This window comes from Pseudomonas sp. yb_9 (assembly GCF_043103635.1).
GTDB classification, from domain to species: Bacteria; Pseudomonadota; Gammaproteobacteria; order Pseudomonadales; family Pseudomonadaceae; genus Aquipseudomonas; species Aquipseudomonas monteilii.
This window is the reverse complement of record NZ_JBICKA010000075.1, coordinates 1-22,092: the sequence shown is the minus strand read 5'-3', so window position 1 is coordinate 22,092 and position 22,092 is coordinate 1. Positions and strand designations below refer to the sequence as shown.

Below are 22,092 nucleotides of genomic sequence, written 5' to 3'. Positions count from 1 at the left end.
CCCTCGCTCAGTAATGGCCCAGCTGTGCCTGCTTGACCAGGTTCTCGTAGAGACGGGCATAGGGTTCCACCGCCTGGCACCAGTTGAACGGCTGAGTCATCGACAGGCAGCGCATGGCGTTCAGCAGGTCCTTCTTGCCGTACACATAGAAGGCGCGGCTGAGTGCCTGGCGGTAGCTCTCGACGGTGGATTCGTTGAACAGGAAGCCTGTAACGCCGCACTCGATGGTGTCGGCCAGGCCGCCAGTATTGCGCGCCACCGGCAGCGAGCCGAAGCGCTGTGCGTACATCTGGCTGAGGCCGCACGGCTCGTAGCGTGACGGCATCAGCAAGAAGTCGCTGCCGGCGAACATGCGCCGTGCGTCGGTTTCGTTGAAGCCGATGCGCACACCGATGCGGCCTGGGTGGCGCAGCGCCAGTTCACGCATGGCCTGTTCTTCTTCCGGCTCGCCACGGCCGATGATCGCAATCTGCCCGCCTTGCTCGACGATGTAGTCGGCCACGCCCAGGGTCAGGTCCAGCCCCTTTTGATAGACCAGCCGCGAAACGACGGCGAACAGCGGGCCTTCCGAGGCTTCCAGGCCGAACAGATCACGCACTTCCTGGGTGTTGCGTGCCTTGCCTTCCCAGTCATTGATGCTGAAGTTGTGCTGCAGGTGCTTGTCGGTGGCCGAATCCCAGCTTTCGTCGATGCCGTTGGGGATACCACCGAGCAGGCCTTGCTGGGCCTTGCTGGCCAGGAAACCGTCCAGGCCGCAGCCAAATTCGGGGGTGGTGATTTCCCGGGCATAGGTGGCGCTGACCGTGGTGATGTGGCTGGAGTAGGCCAGGCCCGCCTTGAGGAACGACAGCTTGCCGTAGAACTCCATGCCTTCCTGCTGCATGGCGTGGTCGGGAATGGCCAGCTCCGGGCTGCAACCCCGGCTGTACACACCTTGGTAAGCCAGGTTGTGAATGGTGAACAGGGTAGGCGTGCTTAGCCCGCGCCAGTGCATGTAGGCCGGGGCCAGGCCGGCGGGCCAGTCATGGGCGTGCACCACTTCGGGTGTCCAGTGGATCTTGCCTTCGCCAGCCGCAATTTCGGCGGCGGCCAGGCCCAGGCGGGCGAAGCGGATGTGGTTGTCGGGCCAGTCGCGGCCATTGTTGGCACCATAGGGCGTGCCGTCGCGCTGGTACAGTTCGGGGCAGATCAGCACATAGATCACCAGGCCGTCGGCCATGTCCATGCGCCCGATCTTGCACGGCGGCAGTGCCGCGTGGCCGCCCAGTTCACCGACGATGTGGATGGGGTTGTCGCTTTCCATCACCTGGCGGTAGCCGGGGATCAGCACCCGCACATCGTGCAGATGCGCCAAGGCGCGGGGCAGGGCGGCAGATACGTCGCCCAGGCCACCGGTTTTCACCAGATCGGCGATTTCCGAGGTTACGAACAGGATCTTGCGCTTGTTGGGGTTGTGCTGGCGCTGGGCGCCGGGTGCCGTGCCTGTCTTGGCGAAGTCCGGTGTGAGCGGCTCGCGGTTGTCCGGGTTGAATGAATCTACGTGAGGCTCGACAGCGGCACTGATCATACTTCTCTCCGTCCCTATGCTTGGCCGGGTGCTGGCACCCGTGGCGATATATCGTGTTGGTTCTCTCTGGTTCGAATCTGCGTAGTGCGTTCCATGCCCCTGAGTCGTGCGCGCAGGCACAGCGCTGTCGGCATTCCGGCCGCAGGCGAGTGGACTGGTTGGGGTGGGTGGGCCGTGGCTGGGAGTGCCCCATGCGTTTGGCCTACTTAATTCATGACCTACCGGCTTTCCTTAAAGTTCGACTTTTTTACGTCACTCTTCCCTTGAGCAAATGGCGGGCCGAAAACCGAGTGTAGGAGAGAACGCGATAAAAAGGTGACCCACTGGTCATTAATGTGAGGTGCGAAATAGACGCAAACGTTGGCGTATGTGACTGGATGTGAAAAGGTTTGCCGGAGCCGTTTTGCGGGTGCGCCAAATTGTGGCCGGAGTGGGCGGTTGCACCATAGTGGGGCATTGGATGGGCGTTTGCTTCTTCGCGGGTGAACCCGCGAAGGGGACTGACCTGGAAAAGTAGAGTCAACAGGTGGGAGCCCTACAGCCCCCACTGAGAGGAAGGAAAGATCAGAGGCTGACGGCCTTGCCGTCGGTACGCGCTTGCGCCAGCAGCAGGTTCAGTTGGGCGACCTGCTGGCGCAGCTGGTCACGCTCGTCTTTCAGTTTACGCAGCTCATCACGGCGCACGGAGACATAAAGTGTCTGGGTTGGGGTTGCTGGCATTAAGGTACCCATGAGCACACCTCGCGGTTCTGGCTGGTGACAATTAAAGCGTAGACGCTTCACGTGGGGCGCATTCTGAATTCTTTCGCAGGGCTTGGGAACTTTTTTGTTTATCGTGGTCTCGCCGTTCGTCGCTGAACCCTCCTGCGGTACGCTGGACTAATCTGAAAAGCTGGACTGTGTCGTCAACCATTTCGAAAGGGGAGCATCGGCTCATGCAACTGGGAATCGTCGGGCTGGGCCGCATGGGCGGCAATATCGCAAGGCGCCTGATGCGCGCCGGCCACCGCACCGTGGTACACGACCGCAACCGTGAGGCCATCACCGGGCTGGAAGGCGAGGGTGCTCAAGGCGCACACGACCTCGGTGCACTGGTACAAAAACTGAAAGCGCCGCGCGCAGTGTGGGTCATGCTGCCGGCCGGTGAACCGACCGAGCAGACCATCGCCCAACTGGCCGAACTGCTGGAGCCGGGCGATGCGATCATCGACGGTGGCAATACCTTCTACAAGGACGACATGCGCCGCGCCGCTGAACTGGCCAAACGCGGCCTGCATTACCTGGACGTGGGCACCTCCGGCGGTGTGTGGGGCCTGGACCGTGGCTACTGCATGATGATCGGTGGCGAAAAGGACGTGTTCGAGCGCCTGGAACCGCTGTTCAAGGCGCTGGCGCCGGGCGTGGGCGACATCCCGCGTACTCATGGCCGTAGCGGCGAGCACCAGCGTGCCGAACATGGCTACATTCACGCCGGCCCACCCGGTGCAGGGCACTACGTGAAAATGGTGCATAACGGCATCGAATACGGCCTGATGCAGGCCTATGCCGAAGGCTTCGACCTGCTGCGCAGCAAGGGCGGCAACGAGCTGCCCGAAGACCAGCGCTTCGACCTGAACGTGGCCGAGATCGCTGAAGTGTGGCGGCGCGGCAGCGTGGTCACTTCGTGGTTGCTCGACCTCACCGCCGATGCCTTGGTGGCCGACCCGCAGCTGTCGCAGTTCAGCGGCTCGGTGTCCGACAGTGGCGAGGGCCGTTGGACCATCGACGCCGCCGTGGAACAGGCAGTGCCGGTGCCGGTGCTGTCCAGCGCGCTGTTCGCCCGCTTCCGCTCGCGTCAGCAGCAGGGCACTTACGGTGACAAGATCCTCTCGGCCATGCGCCTGGGCTTTGGTGGCCATGTCGAGAAGAAAGCCGAATGACCAAACAGACCATTCCTGCTGCACCGCCTTGCACCCTGTTCCTGTTCGGCGCCAATGGCGACCTGGTCAAGCGCCTGCTGATGCCGGCGCTGTACAACCTCAGCCGCGATGGATTGCTGGACCGCAACCTGCGCATTGTCGGCGTCGACCACAACCCGGCCAGCGCCGAGGATTTTGCCGGGCGCCTGCATGCGTTCATGGTCGAGCGGGACAAGGGCACGGCCAAATGCCTGGACGAAAAGCGGTGGGCACGCCTGGCCAAACGCCTGGATTACCAGACCGGTGATTTTCTTGACCCGGCGACCTATCAGGCTATCGCCAAGCGCATCGACAAGACCAGCCATGGTAATGCGATCTTCTACCTGGCAACCTCGCCACGCTTCTTCCCCGAAGTGGCCCAGCGCCTGGGGCAGGCCGGCTTGCTCGACGAGTCCGCCGGGGGCTTTCGCCGGGTGGTGGTCGAGAAGCCGTTCGGCACCGATCTGGCCAGCGCCGAGGCGCTTAACGCCTGCCTGCTGAAGGTGATGGGCGAGCGGCAGATCTACCGCATCGACCATTACCTGGGCAAAGAAACGGTGCAGAACATTCTGGTCAGCCGTTTTTCCAACGGCCTGTTCGAATCGTTCTGGAACAACCACTACATCGACCATGTGCAGATCACCGCTGCGGAAACGGTTGGCGTCGAAACCCGTGGCGCGTTCTACGACAGCACCGGCGCCCTGCGCGACATGGTGCCCAACCACCTGTTCCAGCTGCTGGCGATGGTGGCGATGGAGCCCCCCGCAGCGTTCGGCGCTGACGCCGTGCGCAGTGAAAAGGCCAAGGTGGTCGGCGCCATCCGCCCGTGGTCGGCGAAAATGGCCCTGAAAAACTCCGTGCGTGGCCAGTACGTTGCCGGCAAGCAGGGGCGCAAGCCGTTGCCCGGCTACCGGCAGGAGGCCAATGTCGCTGCCGACAGCCAGACCGAAACCTTCGTGGCACTGAAGGTCATGATCGACAACTGGCGCTGGGCTGGCGTGCCGTTCTACCTGCGCACCGGCAAGCGCATGAGCGTACGCGATACCGAAATCGCCATCTGCTTCAAGCCCGCGCCCTATGCGCAGTTTCGCGAGTCGGAGCTGGAGCGGCCCAAGCCCAATTACCTGAAAATCCAGATTCAGCCCAACGAAGGCATGTGGTTCGACCTGCAGGCCAAGCGGCCTGGGCCGGAACTGGTGATGGAGAATGTCGAGCTGGGCTTTGCCTACAAAGACTTCTTCAAGATGACCCCGGCGACCGGCTACGAGACCTTGATCTACGACTGCCTGACCGGTGATCAGACCCTGTTTCAGCGTGCCGACAACATCGAGAACGGTTGGCGTGCAGTGCAGCCGTTTCTCGATGCCTGGGCGCAGGATGGCGAAGTGCATGAGTACCCGGCGGGTGACGATGGGCCTGAGGCAGGCAACGAACTGCTGGCGCGGGACAAGCGCGAGTGGCACCGGTTGGGGTGAGAGGTTTGTGACCCTGTACCGGCCCTCTCGCGGGCACTGGCGATCACATCAAGGAGACCAAATGCCCACCCACATCGAAGACTACGCCCTGCTGGGCAACTGCCGAAGCGCCGCCCTGGTCAGCCGCGACGGCTCACTCGACTGGCTGTGCCTGCCACGCTTCGACGCCCCAGCCGTATTCGCCGCACTGCTGGGCAACGAAGAAAACGGCCGCTGGCGCCTGGTCCCCTGCGACCCGGTCGAGCACAGCAGTCGCCAATACCTGGACGACTCCCTGGTGCTGGAAACCACCTGGGTTACCGCCACTGGCCGTGCCCGCGTGCTCGACTTCATGCCCTTGGGCGAGGTCAATTCGGTGGTGCGAATCGTCGAGGGCATCTCTGGTGAAACCAACTTCGAAATGGACTTGGTCATGCGCTTCGACTACGGGCGCAGCGTGCCCTGGGTGGAACGGCTCGACCCACTCACCCTCAGCGCCGTCGCGGGCCCTGACCGACTGATCCTGTGCAGCACCGTGCCGCCCCATGCCCGCGACCACCATACCGTCGCCCGTTTTCGCGTTGGCACAGGTGAGCGGCACATCTTCAGCCTGCGCCATCAGCCTTCGCACCTGCCCGTGCAACCCGACTGCGACACTGACCTGGCCCTGGCCCACACCATCGATCAATGGCAGGCCTTTGCCGCCCGCTGCCCGCACGTAGGTCCCTACACGGCTTTGGTGCGCCGCTCGTTGCTCACCCTCAAGGCGATGACCTACGCCCCCACGGGAGGCATCGTCGCCGCCGTCACCACCTCGCTGCCCGAGCGCGTGGGTGGGGAACGTAACTGGGACTACCGCTTCTGCTGGTTGCGCGACGCCACCATGACCCTGCTGGCGTTCATGAACCTTGGCTATTTCGACGAAGCCCAGGCCTGGCGTGAATGGCTGCTGCGTTCGGTGGCCGGCAACCCCGAACAGATGCAGATCATGTACGGCCTGGCTGGTGAACGGGATTTGCAGGAATACACCTTGCCGTGGCTGGCCGGTTACGAGCATTCGCAACCCGTGCGGGTGGGCAACGCCGCCTCGCAGCAGATGCAGCTGGACATCTACGGCGAACTGGCCGATGCCATGACCCAGGCGATCAAGGGCGGTTTGCCGCGCCACCCGCGCAGCGCTGCTATATCCCGCTTGATCTTGCCCTACGTCGAGGGCATCTGGCGCGAGCCGGACGAAGGCATCTGGGAAGTGCGTGGCGGCCGGCAGCAGTTCGTGCACTCCAAGGTGATGGCCTGGGTGACCTTCGACCGCGCTGCGGGGCTGGCTGACACCACGGAGGAAGGCCGTGAGCGTGGGCGGCATTACCGACAGGTAGCCGATGAGATCCACCGTGAAGTCTGCGAGCGTGGCCTTGATGCCAGCGGTCGGTATTTCGTCCAGGCCTACGGTTCTACAGAAATGGACGCCAGCCTGTTGCAGGTTGCCCTGACCGGATTTCTGCCGGCAGATGATCCACGCTTTTTACGCACGCTTGAACAGATCGAACAGCGCTTGCTGAAGAACGGCCTGCTGTTGCGTTACGACAGCGACAGTTGCAGTGATGGCCTGACGCCCGGGGAGGGTACTTTCCTGGTGTGCTCGTTCTGGCTGGCTGACGTGTATGTCTTGCTCGGGCGCCAGGCAGAGGCGCAGGCGCTGTATGAACGCCTGACCGGCCTGTGCAACGACCTTGGCCTGCTGGCCGAGCAATATGACCCGGCCGGCCAGCGCATGCTTGGCAACTACCCTCAAGCGTTCAGTCATATCGGCATCATCAACACTGCGCTCAATTTGTATCGGGCACAGTGCCCCGTGCGTGACCGGGCGAGTTGCAGATAGGTGCGACGTGCACCAAGGAATTGCACCACGTTGGAGCAAGCGGAGTAGACTAGGCCAAACCCCTTAGGCACGGAGCACCCATGGGCATTCGCGGTACTGATCGGCAGATCGACAACATCGAGTTCAATGTCAGCGACATCGCACGGAGCAAGGCCTTCTATGGCAGCGTGTTCGGCTGGGTGTTCACCGACTACGGGCCTACGTACACCGAGTTCAGCGATGGCCGGTTGACTGGCGGCTTTACCACTGGCGAGCCGGTGACTCCGGGTGGGCCGCTGATCATCCTGTATGCCGACGACCTGGAGGCCACGCAGCAGCGGGTCGAGGCGGCGGGTGCGAAAATCAGCCGGGCAACGTTTGCCTTCCCCGGCGGGCGACGTTTCCACTTCATCGACCCGGACGGTTATGAACTGGCGGTGTGGACGGCCCAGGGCTGATGGCCAACCACAAGATCGAAATCCGCCGGCGCAATATCGAGAAGATTCTGCAGGCGGCGGAAAAGGTGTTCGCCGAAAAAGGCTATGGCGCCACCTCCATGGGCGACATTGCCGAACAGGCCGAGTTGCCGCGCTCCAACCTGCACTATTACTTCAGCACCAAGGACGACCTGTTCCGCGCGGTACTGCAAGACTTGCTGGACGTGTGGAAGCAGGACGCGCTGTGCTTCGAGAACTTCGACGACCCACGTGTGGTGTTGACCAGTTACATCCGCGCCAAGATGGGCCATTCGCGTTCGCGGCCGCTGGGTTCGAAGATCTGGGCCGAAGAAATGCTGCACGGGGCGCCGGTGCTGGGGGTGAACCTGGAGGAAAGCCTGGTGCCCTGGGCCAAGTTGAAAGAGGCCAAGATCCGCCGTTGGGTAGAGGAGGGGCGCATTCTGCCAGTGGAGCCGTCGGCGTTGCTGTACATGATCTGGGCTTCGACCCAGCACTATGCTGACTTTGGCTACCAGGTTGAACTGCTCAATGGCGGGGAGATGTTGTCGGACATGGCGTTCGAGAGTGCGGTGCAGACGGTGACCAGCGTGATCTTGCGAGGGATTGGGTTAGAGCCTTGATACAGCAAGTGGGGCCGCTGTGCGGCCCTTCGCGGGCAAGCCCGCTCCCACAGGAATTGCGCGGTCTTCACAAGCGGCGCGGTCCTTGTGGGAGTGGGCTTGCCCGCGAAGGGCTGCGCAGCAGCCCCTATCTGCCTCAGCTCGCCTCGCGATAGGGATTACGCGGATCCTGCGTCCAGTTCAGGTACGGTTTGCCGGTATCCTGCGCCTCCATCTCGATGCAGCTTTCCACAGGGCAGGTGATCTGGCACAGGTTGCAGCCCACGCATTCCTCCTCGATCACACTGTAGGCATGCGTGCCGTCAGCCTTCAGCGTGCTGGCAATGGCCTGGTGAGACGTATCCTCACAGGCTATATGGCAACGCCCACAGCCAATGCAGGCCTCCTGGTCGATATGGGCCACCGATTTGTAGTTGATGTCCAGGTACTTCCAGTCGGTGGTATGCCCCACCGCCTGCCCGCGAAATGCTTCGATGGTGGCATGCCCATGCTGGTCCATCCAGCGCGCCAGGCCATCCTTCATGTCCTCGACAATGCGGAACCCGTGCAGCATCGCCGCCGTGCACACCTGCACGGCGCCGCTGCCCAAGGCCATGAACTCTGCCGCATCACGCCAGTTGCCGATGCCGCCAATGCCGCAGATCGGCAAGCCACGCGTTTCCGGGTCGCGGGCGATTTCCGCCACCATGTTCAGTGCAATCGGCTTGACCGCCGAGCCGCAGTAACCGCCGTGGGTGCTCTGGTCCCCCACGATGGGGTGGGCGACCATGCGGTCGAGGTCGACACTGGTGATGGAGTTGATGGTGTTGATCAACGACACCGCATCGGCCCCGCCCCGGTGCGCGGCACGGGCCGATTGGCGGATGTCGGTGATGTTCGGCGTAAGCTTCACGATCACCGGCAGCGAGCAGTGCGTCTTGCACCAGCGGGTGACCATTTCCACGTACTCCGGCACCTGGCCGACCGCCGCGCCCATACCCCGTTCAGGCATGCCGTGCGGGCAGCCGAAGTTAAGCTCGATGCCGTCGGCCCCGGTGGCCTCCACCAGTGGCAGGATGAACTTCCACGATTCTTCCACGCACGGCACCATCAGTGACACGATCAATGCGCGATCGGGCCAGTCTTTCTTCACTTGGGTGATTTCGCGCAGGTTGATGTCCAGCGAACGGTCGGTGATCAACTCGATGTTGTTGATGCCCTGCACTTGGCGGTTGGCGCCGTAGTGTGCTGAGTAACGCGACGACACATTGACCGCCGCCGGGTCCTCGCCCAGGGTTTTCCACACCACGCCGCCCCAGCCGGCCTCGAAGGCGCGGACCACGTTGTAGGCTTTGTCGGTGGGCGGCGCGGAAGCCAGCCAGAACGGGTTGGGTGCCTTGATGCCGGCAAACACGATAGACAAGTCGGCCATTTACGCTGCCTCCACGTTGAGCATGAGTCGGGCATGGATGGCTTCGGCGGCCAGCTTGCCGTGCTGTACGGCCTGGACGGTAAGGTCCTGGCCGAGGGCAGTGCAGTCACCGCCGGCATACACGCCCGGCAGGCTGGTTTGCAGGGTTTCGTCGACACGGATGCGCTCACCCTCGCGGGCCAGCTGTGCAGCCACCGGGTCGCCGAGACTGGCATCGTCGAAGCGTTGGCCGATGGCCTTGAAGATGGCATCGGCGGCCAGCTCGAAGGTTTCGCCAGTGTCGCGCAGGCGGCCGTCGGCCAGCTCGGTGCGGGCGAAGCGCATGCCGCGCACCTTGCCAGCGTCATCCAGCAGTACGGCATCGGGGCGGGCCCAGGTGTGCAGGCGCACCTGGTTGGCCTTGGCAATGTCTTGCTCGTGGCCGGTGGCGCCCATGTCGGCATTGCCACGGCGGTACACGAGGTTGACGTCGCGGGCGCCCAGGCGGCTCATCTGCACGGCCATGTCGATGGCGGTGTTGCCGGCACCGATCACCAGGCAGCGGTCGGCCAAGGGCAATTGGCTCAGGTCATCGGCCTGGCGCAGTTCGCGGATGTATGCGGTGGCGGCGAGCAGGCCGGGGGCTTCTTCATCCGGCAGGCCCAACTGGCGCACGGCATTCAGGCCGAGGCCAAGGAATACCGCGTCGTACTGGTCGCGCAACTCGCCCAGGCTGAGGTTGTCGCCCAGGCGCTGGCCATGGCGAATTTCGATGCCACCGATGCCCAGCAGGAATTCCACTTCACGTTGCGCATAGTCGTCGACCAGTTTGTAGCGGGCGATGCCGTACTCGTTGAGGCCGCCAGCCTTGTCACAGGCCTCGAACACCACCACGTCATGCCCGTGCATGGCCAGGCGATGGGCACAGGACAGCCCTGCAGGCCCGGCACCGACCACGGCGATACGCTTGCCGGTAGCCGGTGAACGCTTGAACGGGTGTTCGGTGAAGTGGGCGTTGTCCAGGGCATAGCGCTGAAGCTGGCCGATCAGTACCGGCGCACACTCCTGCGCGTTGTTGCGCACGCAGGCTTGCTGGCAGAGGATTTCGGTGGGGCATACACGGGCGCAGCTGCCGCCGAGGATGTTGGCGGAGAGGATGCGTTCGGCGGCGCCTTGCAGGTTTTCGTCACTGATGCGGTGGATGAACGAGGGGATGTCGATGTCACTGGGGCACGCGTTGACGCAGGGCGCGTCGTAGCAGTACAGGCAGCGTGCGCTTTCGACGGCGGCCTGGCGAGCGGTGAGGGGTAGGGCCAGGTCGCCGAAGCGCTCGGCCAACTGGTCGGCACCGGCCCGGGGGCGCGGCAAGTGGTTCAGGGCGTCGATCACGGTTGTAGCCTCTCTATTTTTGTGGGGGCAGGCGACAAGCAAGCTTGGCGGTGTTATCTGGCGGCGCTGCGCGCCCCAATCGCCTTAACGCTGCACGGGCGTCGGGCGCTGATGCTCGGCCCTGCGCTCCAGCACCTCATACACCGACGGATACGCCGGCCGTTCCACATACCGCCCCGCGCCTGCTTCGGCACGCAGGTCGCCATCGGCCCACAGCACCTTGCCCTGGCTGATGGTGTGGCTGGGGATGCCACGCACGGTGCGGCCTTCGAAGATGTTGAAGTCCACCCGCTGGTGGTGGGTCTGGGCCGAGATGGTGCGGGTGCCCTGCGGGTCCCACAGCACCAGGTCGGCATCGGCGCCAACACGGATGGCACCTTTGCGCGGGAACAGGTTGAAGATCTTCGCCGTGTTGGTGGAGGTGAGCGCAACGAACTCATGCATCGACAAACGCCCGCTGTTCACCCCGGCATCCCACAGCACTGCCATGCGGTCCTCGATGCCGGCGGTGCCGTTGGGAATACGGCTGAAGTCGTCGCGGCCCATGGCTTTCTGCTCGGCGCAGAAGCAGCAGTGGTCGGTGGCGGTGGTGTGCAGGTTGCCCGACTGCAAGCCGCGCCACAGGGCTTGCTGGTGTTCACGCGGGCGGAACGGCGGGCTCATCACGTAGCCGGCCGCAGTGGCCCAGTCCGGGTCACGGTAGACGCTGTCGTCCAGCAGCAGGTGGCCGGGCAGCACCTCGCCATACACCGGCTGGCCCTTGCCCCGGGCGTAGGCAATTTCATCCAGTGCCTCGCGGCTGGACACGTGCACCAGGTACAGCGGCGTGCCGAGGGTTTCGGCAATGCGGATGGCGCGGCTGGCCGCCTCGCCCTCGACCTGGGACGGGCGCGACAGTGGGTGGGCTTCCGGCCCGGTCAGGCCTTGGGCCAGCAGTTTTTTCTGCAGGTGGTACACCAGTTCGCCGTTTTCGGCATGCACGGTCGGCACGGCACCCAGCTGCAGGCAGCGCTCGAAGCTGGCCACCAGGGTGTCGTCGGCGGCCATGATGGCGTTCTTGTAGGCCATGAAGTGCTTGAAACTGTTCACCCCGTGCTTGGCCACCAGCTCGCCCATCTCTTCAGCCACCTGCTCGCTCCACCAGGTGATGGCGACATGGAAGCCATAGTCGCTGGCGCTTTTCTGTGCCCAGCCGCGCCAGGTGTGGAAGGCCTCCAGCAACGACTGCTGCGGGTTGGGGATGACGAAGTCGATGATCGAGGTCGTGCCGCCGGCCAGGCCCGCAGCGGTGCCGCTGAAGAAGTCCTCGCTGGCCACGGTGCCCATGAACGGCAACTGCATGTGGGTATGCGGGTCGATGCCACCGGGCATCAGGTACTGGCCACTGCCGTCGAGGATCTCGCAGTCGGTCGGGGGTTCGAGGTTTTGCCCGATGGCGCGGATCAGGCCATCGGCACACAGGACATCGGCGGGGTAACTTTCTTCGTGGGTAACCACGGTGGCGCCACGGATCAACAGGGACATGCCGTTTTCCTCGCAGGCTGACCGGTCTGGGGCGGTTCTTGGAATTGTCACGGGTGCAGGGCGGGCAGGTCGGTTAATCCTGTCAGGCCTGACAAGATTCGAGGCTAGATGCTGATTGGGGATTCATCAAGAAAATTTTCCTATTATTTTTGTGGTTTTTAACTACCTGATATTTAACGATTAATAATTCAGTTAGCGCTGGTTGCGGGGGTTTCGAAGGTTTTTGACTCACTTGACAAGATGAAATTCTGGTCAAGATTTTTAAGCACGATTACGCGTGCGTACTCCGGCCATCGAATTAGCCCGATGAGCAAACAATTAAAAGAAAATCTGGAGAAGGGCCCATGCAACAGAGCAGATCGGAAGTGGTCGAGCAAGATGGCCTGTTCGAGCTGTCCGAGGGCAGTGATGTCCTCGACAGCCCGCGCTACAACCACGACATCGCGCCCACCAAAGTGCACCAGCGCACCTGGAACAAATGGCACATCACTGCCCTGTGGGTAGGCATGTCCATCTGCGTACCCACCTACACCTTGGGCGGCGTGCTCACCGCTTACTTCGGCCTCAGCGTGGGCGAGGCGTTGCTGGCTATCCTGCTGGCCAACGTGATCGTGCTGATTCCGCTTACCCTCAACGCGTTTCCCGGCACCAAGTACGGCATCCCGTTTCCGGTGCTGTTGCGCTCGTCCTTCGGCATCCTCGGTTCCAACGTACCGTGCCTGATCCGCGCGGTGGTCGCGTGCGGCTGGTTCGGTATCCAGACGATGTTTGGCGGGCTGGCCATTCACCTGTTTCTCGGGTCGGTGTTCGATGACTGGAAAGCACTGGGCGGCACCGGCGAGGTGATCGGCTTCATGATCTTCTGGTGCCTGAACCTGTGGGTGGTGCTGCGCGGCGCCGAGTCGATCAAGTTGCTGGAAACACTGTCGGCACCGCTGCTGGTGGCGGTGGGCGTCGGGCTGCTGTTCTGGGCGTTGCCGCACATGTCAATGACCGAACTGCTGGCCCAGCCACCTAAGCGCCCGGAAGGGGCGAGCGTGGTCAGTTACTTCTGCGCCGGGCTTACCGCCATGGTCGGTTTCTGGGCCACGTTGTCGCTGAACATTCCCGATTTCAGCCGTTACGCCCGCAGCCAGAAAGACCAGATTCTGGGGCAGATCTTCGGCCTGCCGCTGACCATGTTCCTGTTCGCTTCGCTGGGCGTGGTGCTGACCGCTGCCTCGGCGTCGCTGGTGGGCGAAACCGTGTCCGACCCGGTCAGCCTGATCGGCAAGATCCACAGCCCGTTCTGGGTGGCCCTGGCCATGGCGCTGATCGTGATCGCCACGCTGTCGACCAACACCGCCGCCAACATCGTGTCACCGACCAACGACTTCCAGAACATTGCCCCTCGCCTGATCGGGCGCAGCCGTGCGGTATGGCTGACCGGCTTCATCGGTTTGGCGCTGATGGGGCATGAGCTGCTGAAGAAGCTGGGCTGGATCGTGTCCGACCTGAGCCTGGAGAGCGTGTATTCCAACTGGTTGCTTGGCTATTCCAGCCTGCTCGGGCCGATTGCCGGGATCATGGTGGTGGACTACTTCCTGATCCGTCGGCAGCAGCTGGACCTGGCCGGGCTGTACCGGGATGACGTGTATCCGGCGTGGAACTGGGCCGGGTTTGCCGCCTTTGCCTTGCCGGTGGCGCTGACCGTGATGGCCATTGGCAACAGCAGTTTCAGCTGGTTTTACGACTACGGCTGGTTCACCGGCTCGTTGCTGGGTGGGGGTCTGTATTACGTCTTCGCCAGCGTGGCGGCTCGCAATCCTGCGCGGCTGGCCAAGCCATTGCCTTGAGACCGCGCTGGCCTCTTCGCGGGCAAGCCCGCTCCCACAGGTTCACCACAGCTTTCGAATAGTGTGCAGTACCTGTGGGAGCTGGCTTGCCGGCGATAGGGCCCTGACAGACAACAAAAAAGCCTGAAGGAGAAACCTGTGAGTCCAGTCCAAGACATCCTCAAAACCAATGCTCACCATGTCGACAGCAATCGTCTGTGGCAATCGTTGATGGACCTGGCCCGCCTCGGTGCCACCGTGAAAGGGGGCGTTTGCCGCCTGGCCCTGACCGACCTCGACCGCCAGGCCCGCGACCTGTTCGTGCAGTGGTGCGAGGCCGCCGGTTGCACGGTCAGCATCGACGCCATCGGCAACATCTTTGCCCGCCGTCCCGGGCGTAACCCCAAGCTCCCCCCGGTGATGACCGGCAGCCATATCGACACCCAGCCTACGGGCGGCAAGTTCGATGGCTGCTTCGGGGTGATGGCCGGGCTGGAGGTGATCCGCACCCTCAACGACCTGGGGTTGGAAACCGAAGCACCGTTGGAAGTCGTGGTGTGGACCAACGAAGAAGGTTCGCGTTTTGCGCCTTGCATGATGGGCTCGGGGGTGTTTGCCGGCAAGTTCACCCTGGAAGAAACCCTGGCCAAGCGCGATGCCCAGGGTGTGAGCGTTGGCGAGGCCTTGAATGCCATCGGTTATGCGGGCCCTCGTGCAGTGCTGGGCCACCCGGTGGGGGCGTACTTCGAAGCGCATATCGAGCAGGGGCCCATCCTCGAAGATCAGGCCAAGACCATCGGCGTGGTGCTGGGTGCCCTGGGCCAGAAGTGGTTCGACCTGACACTGCGTGGTGTCGAGGCCCATGCCGGGCCGACGCCCATGCACCTGCGCAAGGATGCATTGGTCGGTGCCGCTGCGGTAGTGGAAGCAGTCAACCGCACCGCCCTCGGCCATCAGCCCCATGCCTGCGGCACCGTGGGATGCCTGCAGGCGTACCCCGGGTCGCGTAACGTGATCCCGGGTGAGGTGCGCATGACCTTGGATTTCCGGCACCTGGAGGGCGAGCAGCTGAATGCGATGATTGCCGAGGTGCGCGGGGTGATCGAGGCCACCTGTGCCAAGCATGGCCTGAGCCATGAACTGGTACCTACGGCGGACTTCCCGGCGCTGTACTTCGACAAGGGCTGTGTCGATGCGGTGCGCGAGTCGGCCAAGGCATTGGGCCTGCCGCACATGGACATCGTCAGCGGCGCGGGGCATGACGCGATCTTCCTGGCCGAACTGGGGCCGGCGGGGATGATATTCGTGCCATGCGAGAACGGCATCAGCCACAACGAGATCGAGAACGCCACGCCGGATGACCTGGCGGCAGGGTGTGCGGTGTTGCTGCGGGCGATGCTGGCGGCGTCGGAGGCCATTGCCAGCGGGAGGTTGGCGGCCTAGCATGGCGTGGGTTATGTGGCGACTTTGAGATCGAGCGCCGCCCGCGCGGCGCATCGCGAGCTGTGCTCGCTCCTACGTTTGTTTCCGGCCAAATATGCCTGTGAGATTTGCGCGCGGACGCTGTTGGCGCATGGCGCGATATCGCGTCGTACACACCAGGTTGTCGCGCGCGCCTGCCACAGGCGTTACTGGCCCGAAACAAACGTAGGAGCGAGCACAGCTCGCGATGCGCCGCGCGGGCGGCGCTCGGTTTACGCGCCACCTCAAAATTCAAGACAGGCACCTGTCAGTACCACGCCTATCTCCTGGCATATATCAGCCAACAGCCTCAAGACAGCCATTGCGGTTAATGTGATAACGCTGCAGGTCCTGCGCCAGGGTCAGTTGCCCGTGGTAGTGGGCGAGGGCTTCGTCACGCACGTTATCGATATTCGGGCTGCGCTTGGGATCGCTTTGGTAGCGGGCGCTAAAGTGCGTCAGCACCAGGTTGCGCACGCCTGCCGCTTCGGCAAAGCGCGCTACCGCTGCTGCGGTGCTGTGGCCGAAGGTGATCCCGGTGCGCTCGACCACGGCCTGGGTGAACGTGGCTTCGTGCACCAGCACATCAGCGCCTTTGGCGACATCGGCCAGCAATTCGGGGTTGTCGTTGTCCCCGCACACGATCACCCGGCGCGGCGGGCGCGAAGGGCGCAAGTAGTCGCTACCGTCCAGCCACTGCCCGCCATGCCGCGTCTTCAAGCCTTTGGCCAGCTCGCCCCACAGTGGCCCGCGTGGAATGCCTTCGGCTTCCAGGCGCTGGATGTCCAGGCGCGGTTCCGGGTTGAGTTCGGTGAAAACGAAAGCGACGCTCGGTACCCGGTGTGACAACTGCACGGTGGTCACTTGCAGGGTCTCGCTGCGCCATTCGGCGACGTCCTCCACGGGCAGCAGGCGCAGTTCGAAGGGCAGGAAGGTGTCGCTGGCCAGCATGCCCTGACGTACCCAGTCATGCAGTGCGGCGGGTAAAATCAGCTCCAGCGGCTGGGTGCGCCCGCTCATCCCGGCACTGGCCAGCAGGCCTGGCAGGCCAAAGCAATGGTCGCCGTGCACATGGGTGATGAAAATGGCACGCAAGTCACGGATCGACAGCGGCGTGTGCAGCAACTGATGCTGGGTGCCTTCGCCGCAGTCGACCAGGTACCAGTGGCTGCCACTGGCTTCGATCACCGCAGTGGCGCTGACGTTGCGCGCCTTGGTCGGCACCCCGGCAGAGGTGCCCAGGAACAGCAGGTCCATGCTCAGGGCTCCTGATTCAGTCCAGCAGCGACAGGTTGCGCAGCATCACCTGCAGCCCCTGTGGCACCAGTGGGCCGATGCGAGCGAAGTCGGCGCTGTTGCACCAGCGGGCGCGGAACGGGCTGTTGTCGGACTCGTGGCCGTCCAGCCAGTCTTGCTCGTACAGGCTGGCGTCATCGAAGCGCGCATCGTACACCTGCACAATCTCATGCCCCGGCTTGCCGGCATAGGTGAACAAGCTTTCGAGGGTGCCGAGCAGTCTTGCATCGCTGATCGGCTGGCCCAGCTCTTCATGGATTTCCCGGGCAATGGCATCCTGAGCCAACTCACCGAACTCGACGCCGCCTCCCAAGGGGCGGCACAGCGTCTGGCCGGTGGCCGGGTCGTCAAACACGTTGACCAGGATCTTGCCCTGGTGATGGAACACGCACAGGGCAAGAAAACGGATACGGGGTGCTTGCAGCGGTTGAGTGCTCAACGGGCTCGTTCCTTCGAGTCGATAAAGGGCGCACACCTTAGCCGGATTACCGCATGCCGTCGATGGTGAGCTATTCTGCCTGACGCCAGATGAGCTTGCTGGTGTCATAGCCTTGCTCCCGCGCGATGCTCAGCAGTTGCTCGCGTTGCTGGTCGGGGACCGCCGGCGTGCGCGACAGCAGCCACAGGTACTCACGGTTGGGGTGGCCGACCAACGCCACGCGGTAGTCCTTGTCGTGGTACAGCACCCAGTATTCGCCCTTGGTCAGGCCGGGGGCCAGGCGGCTGAACCAGTTGTCGAAGCGTACCCACAGCTTGTCGGTGCTGCCCGGTTGCTGGGCTTCGGCGACACCTTTGGCTTCATTCCACTGGCCGTCCTTCTCCTGGCAACGGTTGGTCACGTCGATGCGGCCATCGGTACGCAGGCCATAGTGCGCCTCGGACTGCACGCAGTTGCGCTGGAAGAACATCGGCAGCCGCGCCAGTTCGTACCAGGTGCCTTGATAGCGTTGCAGATCGACCTGCTGGGTATGCGGCGGCGCCGGGTGATCGTTGCCGGCGCAACCGAGCAGGGCCAGGGTGATGCAGGACAGCAGCAACGGGGTGCGTAGTGCCATGGCGAACCTCCTTGGAACGGATGGGGAGTTACCTGTGTTTCGATGCGGGCGCGGGGCAAAAGTTGTATTGGATATGGGAGGCATGCACGCGCGCGCTACGATAACCTCGACCTCACAACCAGTATGTCACCGCCCACCACCCCAGCCCACCCATCACCACGGTATAAGGCAAGGCCATCCACACCATCCGCCCATACGACAGCCGGATCAACGGCGCAATTGCCGAGGTCAGCAGGAACAGAAACGCGGCCTGGCCATTCGGTGTCGCCACGCTGGGCAGGTTGGTACCGGTATTGATCGCCACCGCCAGTGTCTCGAAATGCTCGCGGCTCATGCCGCCATTGAGAAACGCCTGCTTCACTTCGGTGATGTAGATGGTGGCAACGAACACGTTGTCGCTGATCGCCGACAGCAGGCCGTTGGCCAGGTACAGCATGCCCGGCTGTTGCTCGGCAGGCAGCGTCAGCACCCAGCTGATCAAGGGGCTGAACAGTTGCTGCTGATGAATCACTGCCACCACGGCGAAGAACACCACCAGCAAGGACGTGAACGGCATGGCGTCCTGGAAGGCACGGCCCAGGCGGTGCTCATCGGTGATGCCGGTAAAGGCCGTGATCAGCACAATCACCATCAGGCCGATCAGGCCAACCTCGGCCACGTGCAGCCCCAGGCATACGATCAGGATCAGCGCAGCCAAACCTTGCACCCACAGCGCCAGGCGCTGGGCCTGGGTGCGGGCCGCGTCGTCTTCGGCCGCATAGGTGGCCAGTACCTGACGCACGGGTTCAGGCATCAGCGTGCCGTAGCCGAACAGGCGAAGCTTCTCCAGCAGCACGCAAGTGAGCAGGCCGGCACCCAGCACCGGCAGCGACACGGGCGCCACCTTGAAGAAGAAGTCGGAAAAGTGCCAGCCCATTTCATGGCCGATCAGCAGGTTTTGCGGCTCGCCCACCAGCGTGCAAACACCGCCCAGGGCAGTACCCACCGCGCCGTGCATCAGCAGGCTGCGCAGGAAGGCGCGGAACTTGTCGAGGTCTTCGCGGTGCAATTGTGCCACTTGTTGATCGCTATCGAGCGCGCTGTCTTCGCGCGGGTTGGCCCCGGAGGCGACACGGTGGTAAACGGCGTAAAAGCCAACCGCAGCGCTGATGATCACCGCCGTTACGGTCAGCGCATCGAGAAACGCCGAGAGGAATGCCGACAGCACGCAGAACAGCAACGACAGGAGCGCCTTCGAGCGAACGCCCAGCAGGATGCGTGAGAACAGGAACAGCAGCAGCTCCTTCATGAAGTGGATACCGGCAACCATGAACATCAGCAGCAGAATCACCGGGAAGTTGTGCTGCAGTTCCTCGTACAGCGCCTGTGGCGTGGTCATCTGCAACAGCAGGGCTTCGATCAGCAGCAGGCCGCCCGGCATCAGCGGGTAGCATTTCAGCGCCATGCCCAGGGTGAAAATGAACTCGAGTACCAGCGCCCAGCCAGCTGCAACCGGACCAAGGGTTACCAGCAGCAGCGGGTTGAGCACCAGGAACAGGCAGATGACCGCCTTGTACCAAAGCGGCGACTGGCCCAGAAAACTGTGGGCGAGGGCGCCGGTCGGGGAGCGTGACATGTATTTGTATCCTTATAATTCGGCGATGGCGCACGGTGCCGGATCGGCGCGTCTTAGGCAAGGCGTGCAGTCCCGTTTTTGGCACAAGTGCGGTCATCGGGCTGGGTTACCATCCGAGCCATGAACCCTTCACCCGCAGGAGTGCCGCCCGTGACCGAGTACAGCGCATTCAAGGTCGAACTGACCGACAACATCGCCCACGTTCAGATCAACCGCCCGGAAAAGGTCAACGCGATGAACGCCGCCTTCTGGGAGGAGATCATCGACATCTTCCAGTGGATCGACGACACCGATGCGGTGCGCGCGGTGGTGATCAGCGGCGCCGGCAAGCATTTCTCCGCCGGTATCGACCTGATGATGCTGGCGTCGCTGGCCGGGCAGATGGGCAAGGATGTGGGCCGCAATGCGCGCTTCCTGCGCAAGACCATCCAGCGCCTGCAGGCTTCGTTCACTGCCGTGGACAATTGCCGCAAGCCGGTGCTGGCTGCCGTGCAAGGCTACTGCATCGGTGGTGCCATCGACCTCATCTCGGCCTGCGACATGCGCTACTGCAGCAACGATGCCCAGTTCTCGATCAAGGAAATCGACATGGGCATGGCCGCCGATGTCGGCACACTGCAACGTTTGCCACGTATCATCGGTGACGGCATGATGCGTGAGCTGGCCTTCACCGGGCGCAACGTTGCGGCGGACGAAGCCCTGCGCATCGGCTTGGTCAACCGGGTCTATGATGATCAGGCCGCGCTACTCGACGGTGTCTTTGCCATCGCCCGCGAGATTGCCGCAAAATCGCCGATCGCCGTGGCCGGCACCAAGGAAATGCTCAGCTACATGCGCGACCATCGCATCGACGATGGCCTGGACTACATCGCCACCTGGAACGCCGCGATGCTGCAGTCCGAAGACTTGCGCGTGGCTGTGGCGGCGCACATGAGCAAACAGAAACCGACGTTCGCCGACTGATCGGGCCGGGGGACGCGCAGTAAAGGAACCCCCGACATGTCAGCACGCTGGACTACCGCAGTACTCGACCCGCAGATCACCGGGGGGCTGGCCGTGGCCCGCAGCCCGGAAGGGTTTTTGGTGGACGACAACGGCGCGCTGTTCCCCCGCCACTGGCTCAAGCGCCAGGACCTCGACGTGCTGTGCGAGCACGGCATCGGTCATTTCGACGGCCAGCCCGTGTTCCTGCTGGAACTGCGCAGTGCGACGGACGTGCCAGGCTGCAACTGGCGCGGTCTGCGCGCGTTCATGCTTGAAGGCGACTTCGACACCTACAAGGTGCTGGGTTATGCCGCGCAGATTGGTACCTGGGCCAGAGAGCACCGTTTCTGCGGCAGCTGCGGCCAGGCCATGACGCAAATTCGCTGGGAGCGGGCGATGTATTGCCAGCCGTGCGACCTGCGCAGCTACCCGCGTATTTCACCCAGCATGATCGTGCTGGTAACCCGTGGCGATGAAATCCTGCTGGCGCGCTCGCCACGCTTCGTCACCGGGGTGTACAGCACCTTGGCCGGTTTTGCAGAGCCGGGTGAGTCGGCCGAAGACTGCCTGGTGCGCGAAGTGCGTGAAGAAGTGGCGGTGGAGGTACAGAACATTCAGTACGTCGGCAGCCAGTGCTGGCCGTTCCCGCATTCTATGATGCTCGGCTTCCATGCCGAATTTGCCGGGGGCGAGATTGTGATGCAGCCGGACGAGATCGAGGATGCCAAGTGGTTCAGCGTCCACGACCTGCCGCCGCTGCCGGCCGGGCGCTCCATTGCCCGGTATCTGATCGATTTGTACGTTGCGCGTCGCTTAGGATTGGCCGAACCAGTGCTGCCACGCTAGGCGCACGGTCAACGCCAGCACCACGGTGATGAACACCGGGCGGATGAACTTGCTGCCGCCGCTGATTGCCGTGCGTGCGCCGAAGAAGGCACCGACCATCACCGACAGGCCCATGCACAGGCCGACGATGTAGTCCACTTGCCCGGAAATGATGAACACCGTCAGCGCCGCGATGTTGCTGACGAAGTTCATGCTGCGCGCCACGCCGCTGGCGCGGACCAGGTCGATGGGGTAGAGCAGCAGGGTACTGACGGTCCAGAAGGCCCCGGTACCCGGCCCGGCCACACCATCGTAGAAGCCCAAGGTGAAGCCTTGTGGCATCTGCCATTTCTTCTTGATCGGTGCATCGGCATCCAGCGGCGCTTTTGGCGTGCCGCCAAACAACAAGTAGATGCCGCAGGCGAAGACGATGACCGGCAGCATCTTGTTAAGCCATTCGGCCGGCATGTAGTGGGCAACCACTGCGCCAATCGATGCCCCGACCAGGGTGGCGAACAGCGCCGGGCGCCATTGTGCCGGGTGGAACAGCTTGCGTTTGTAGTAGGTGAAGCCGGCAGTGGCCGAGCCGAAGGTGGAGCTGAGCTTGTTGGTGCCCAGTACCAGGTGTGGCGGCATGCCAGCGGTGAGCAGGGCCGGGGTGGTCAGCAGGCCGCCGCCACCGGCGATGGCATCGATGAAGCCAGCGACGAAGGCGACCAGGGCCAGGATCAGCAGGGTTAGGGGTTCTACGGTAAGTTCGAAGGGCATGGGGTTTTGGCAGGCAGGGAGGCAGCAAAGGGCTGCACTAGAAGCGGGGTATGGTAATCCTGGGATGGATGTGTTGC

At 63.2% G+C, this 22,092-nt stretch carries 19 protein-coding genes; 9 read left to right on the top strand and 10 right to left on the bottom strand.

Translation table 11 applies throughout. The annotated features are described in order from the left end of the window. Positions 1 to 7: 7 nt before the first annotated feature. Together glgA and ACF8MI_RS20100 are read right to left on the bottom strand one after the other, a co-directional pair. Entirely contained in the window at positions 8 to 1,567 is a 1,560-nt protein-coding gene (glgA, locus tag ACF8MI_RS20105) for a glycogen synthase GlgA (RefSeq protein WP_060497778.1), read from the bottom strand. 564 nt (positions 1,568 to 2,131) lie between these two features. Further along, positions 2,132 to 2,299 (bottom strand): DUF6026 family protein, encoded by a 168-nt coding sequence (locus ACF8MI_RS20100; RefSeq protein WP_013973320.1) that lies wholly within the window; start codon positions 2,297 to 2,299, stop codon positions 2,132 to 2,134. Between the two features lie 152 nt (positions 2,300 to 2,451). Here ACF8MI_RS20100 and gnd point away from each other — a divergent pair, with 152 nt between their 5' ends. From gnd to ACF8MI_RS20075, 5 genes are all read left to right on the top strand, one after another. Then, positions 2,452 to 3,486, top strand: a complete 1,035-nt coding sequence (gnd, locus tag ACF8MI_RS20095; protein ID WP_110225572.1) for a phosphogluconate dehydrogenase (NAD(+)-dependent, decarboxylating) — start codon at positions 2,452 to 2,454, stop codon at positions 3,484 to 3,486. Next, positions 3,483 to 4,979: a glucose-6-phosphate dehydrogenase gene (gene zwf, locus ACF8MI_RS20090; RefSeq protein WP_060497776.1), complete on the top strand. Its 1,497-nt coding sequence runs from the start codon at positions 3,483 to 3,485 to the stop codon at positions 4,977 to 4,979. Before gnd ends, zwf begins: the two co-directional genes overlap by 4 nt. Before the next feature lie 61 nt (positions 4,980 to 5,040). After that, positions 5,041 to 6,837: a glycoside hydrolase family 15 protein gene (locus tag ACF8MI_RS20085; RefSeq protein ID WP_060497775.1), complete on the top strand. Its 1,797-nt coding sequence runs from the start codon at positions 5,041 to 5,043 to the stop codon at positions 6,835 to 6,837. Between the two features lie 80 nt (positions 6,838 to 6,917). Beyond that, entirely contained in the window at positions 6,918 to 7,274 is a 357-nt protein-coding gene (locus tag ACF8MI_RS20080; protein WP_060497774.1) for a VOC family protein, read from the top strand. Then, positions 7,274 to 7,894 carry a TetR/AcrR family transcriptional regulator gene (locus ACF8MI_RS20075; RefSeq protein WP_060497831.1) on the top strand — a complete coding sequence of 207 codons (621 nt, stop codon included), beginning with the start codon at positions 7,274 to 7,276 and terminating at the stop codon, positions 7,892 to 7,894. Before ACF8MI_RS20080 ends, ACF8MI_RS20075 begins: the two co-directional genes overlap by 1 nt. A gap of 136 nt (positions 7,895 to 8,030) precedes the next feature. Here ACF8MI_RS20075 and preA read toward each other — a convergent pair whose 3' ends face one another. From preA to hydA, 3 genes are all read right to left on the bottom strand, one after another. Further along, complete coding sequence (preA, locus tag ACF8MI_RS20070; RefSeq protein ID WP_105946594.1) at positions 8,031 to 9,305, bottom strand: NAD-dependent dihydropyrimidine dehydrogenase subunit PreA; 1,275 nt, start codon at positions 9,303 to 9,305, stop codon at positions 8,031 to 8,033. Beyond that, positions 9,306 to 10,673 (bottom strand): NAD(P)-dependent oxidoreductase, encoded by a 1,368-nt coding sequence (locus ACF8MI_RS20065; protein WP_200928637.1) that lies wholly within the window; start codon positions 10,671 to 10,673, stop codon positions 9,306 to 9,308. An 84-nt stretch (positions 10,674 to 10,757) separates the two neighbouring features. Then, complete coding sequence (hydA, locus tag ACF8MI_RS20060) at positions 10,758 to 12,197, bottom strand: dihydropyrimidinase (protein WP_060497772.1); 1,440 nt, start codon at positions 12,195 to 12,197, stop codon at positions 10,758 to 10,760. Between the two features lie 344 nt (positions 12,198 to 12,541). On the opposite strand from hydA, the gene ACF8MI_RS20055 reads away from it, so the two are divergent. Then, positions 12,542 to 14,032 (top strand): NCS1 family nucleobase:cation symporter-1, encoded by a 1,491-nt coding sequence (locus ACF8MI_RS20055; RefSeq protein ID WP_200928636.1) that lies wholly within the window; start codon positions 12,542 to 12,544, stop codon positions 14,030 to 14,032. 138 nt (positions 14,033 to 14,170) lie between these two features. After that, positions 14,171 to 15,454 (top strand): Zn-dependent hydrolase, encoded by a 1,284-nt coding sequence (locus ACF8MI_RS20050; protein ID WP_200928635.1) that lies wholly within the window; start codon positions 14,171 to 14,173, stop codon positions 15,452 to 15,454. Between the two features lie 315 nt (positions 15,455 to 15,769). On the opposite strand, the gene ACF8MI_RS20045 is transcribed toward ACF8MI_RS20050, so the two are convergent. The 4 genes from ACF8MI_RS20045 to nhaB all read right to left on the bottom strand — a co-directional run bounded on the left by ACF8MI_RS20045 (position 15,770) and on the right by nhaB (position 19,438). Then, the gene (locus ACF8MI_RS20045) at positions 15,770 to 16,729 is read right to left on the bottom strand and encodes a ribonuclease Z (RefSeq protein WP_200928634.1); all 960 of its coding nucleotides are present in this window, start codon (positions 16,727 to 16,729) and stop codon (positions 15,770 to 15,772) included. Positions 16,730 to 16,745: 16 nt separating this feature from the next. Next, entirely contained in the window at positions 16,746 to 17,192 is a 447-nt protein-coding gene (locus ACF8MI_RS20040) for an NUDIX hydrolase (RefSeq protein WP_200929478.1), read from the bottom strand. Positions 17,193 to 17,277: 85 nt separating this feature from the next. Continuing rightward, on the bottom strand, positions 17,278 to 17,823 hold the full coding sequence (locus ACF8MI_RS20035; protein WP_060497767.1) for a lipocalin family protein: 546 nt from the start codon (positions 17,821 to 17,823) through the stop codon (positions 17,278 to 17,280). A 112-nt stretch (positions 17,824 to 17,935) separates the two neighbouring features. Next, positions 17,936 to 19,438, bottom strand: a complete 1,503-nt coding sequence (nhaB, locus tag ACF8MI_RS20030) for a sodium/proton antiporter NhaB (RefSeq protein WP_060497766.1) — start codon at positions 19,436 to 19,438, stop codon at positions 17,936 to 17,938. A 150-nt stretch (positions 19,439 to 19,588) separates the two neighbouring features. On the opposite strand from nhaB, the gene ACF8MI_RS20025 reads away from it, so the two are divergent. Beyond that, on the top strand, positions 19,589 to 20,401 hold the full coding sequence (locus ACF8MI_RS20025) for a crotonase/enoyl-CoA hydratase family protein (protein ID WP_060497765.1): 813 nt from the start codon (positions 19,589 to 19,591) through the stop codon (positions 20,399 to 20,401). Positions 20,402 to 20,437: 36 nt separating this feature from the next. Then, positions 20,438 to 21,268, top strand: a complete 831-nt coding sequence (nudC, locus tag ACF8MI_RS20020; RefSeq protein WP_060497764.1) for an NAD(+) diphosphatase — start codon at positions 20,438 to 20,440, stop codon at positions 21,266 to 21,268. Here nudC and ACF8MI_RS20015 read toward each other — a convergent pair. Further along, positions 21,236 to 22,015 (bottom strand): TSUP family transporter, encoded by a 780-nt coding sequence (locus ACF8MI_RS20015; protein ID WP_060497763.1) that lies wholly within the window; start codon positions 22,013 to 22,015, stop codon positions 21,236 to 21,238. The genes nudC and ACF8MI_RS20015 overlap by 33 nt on opposite strands. Positions 22,016 to 22,092 lie beyond the last annotated feature (77 nt).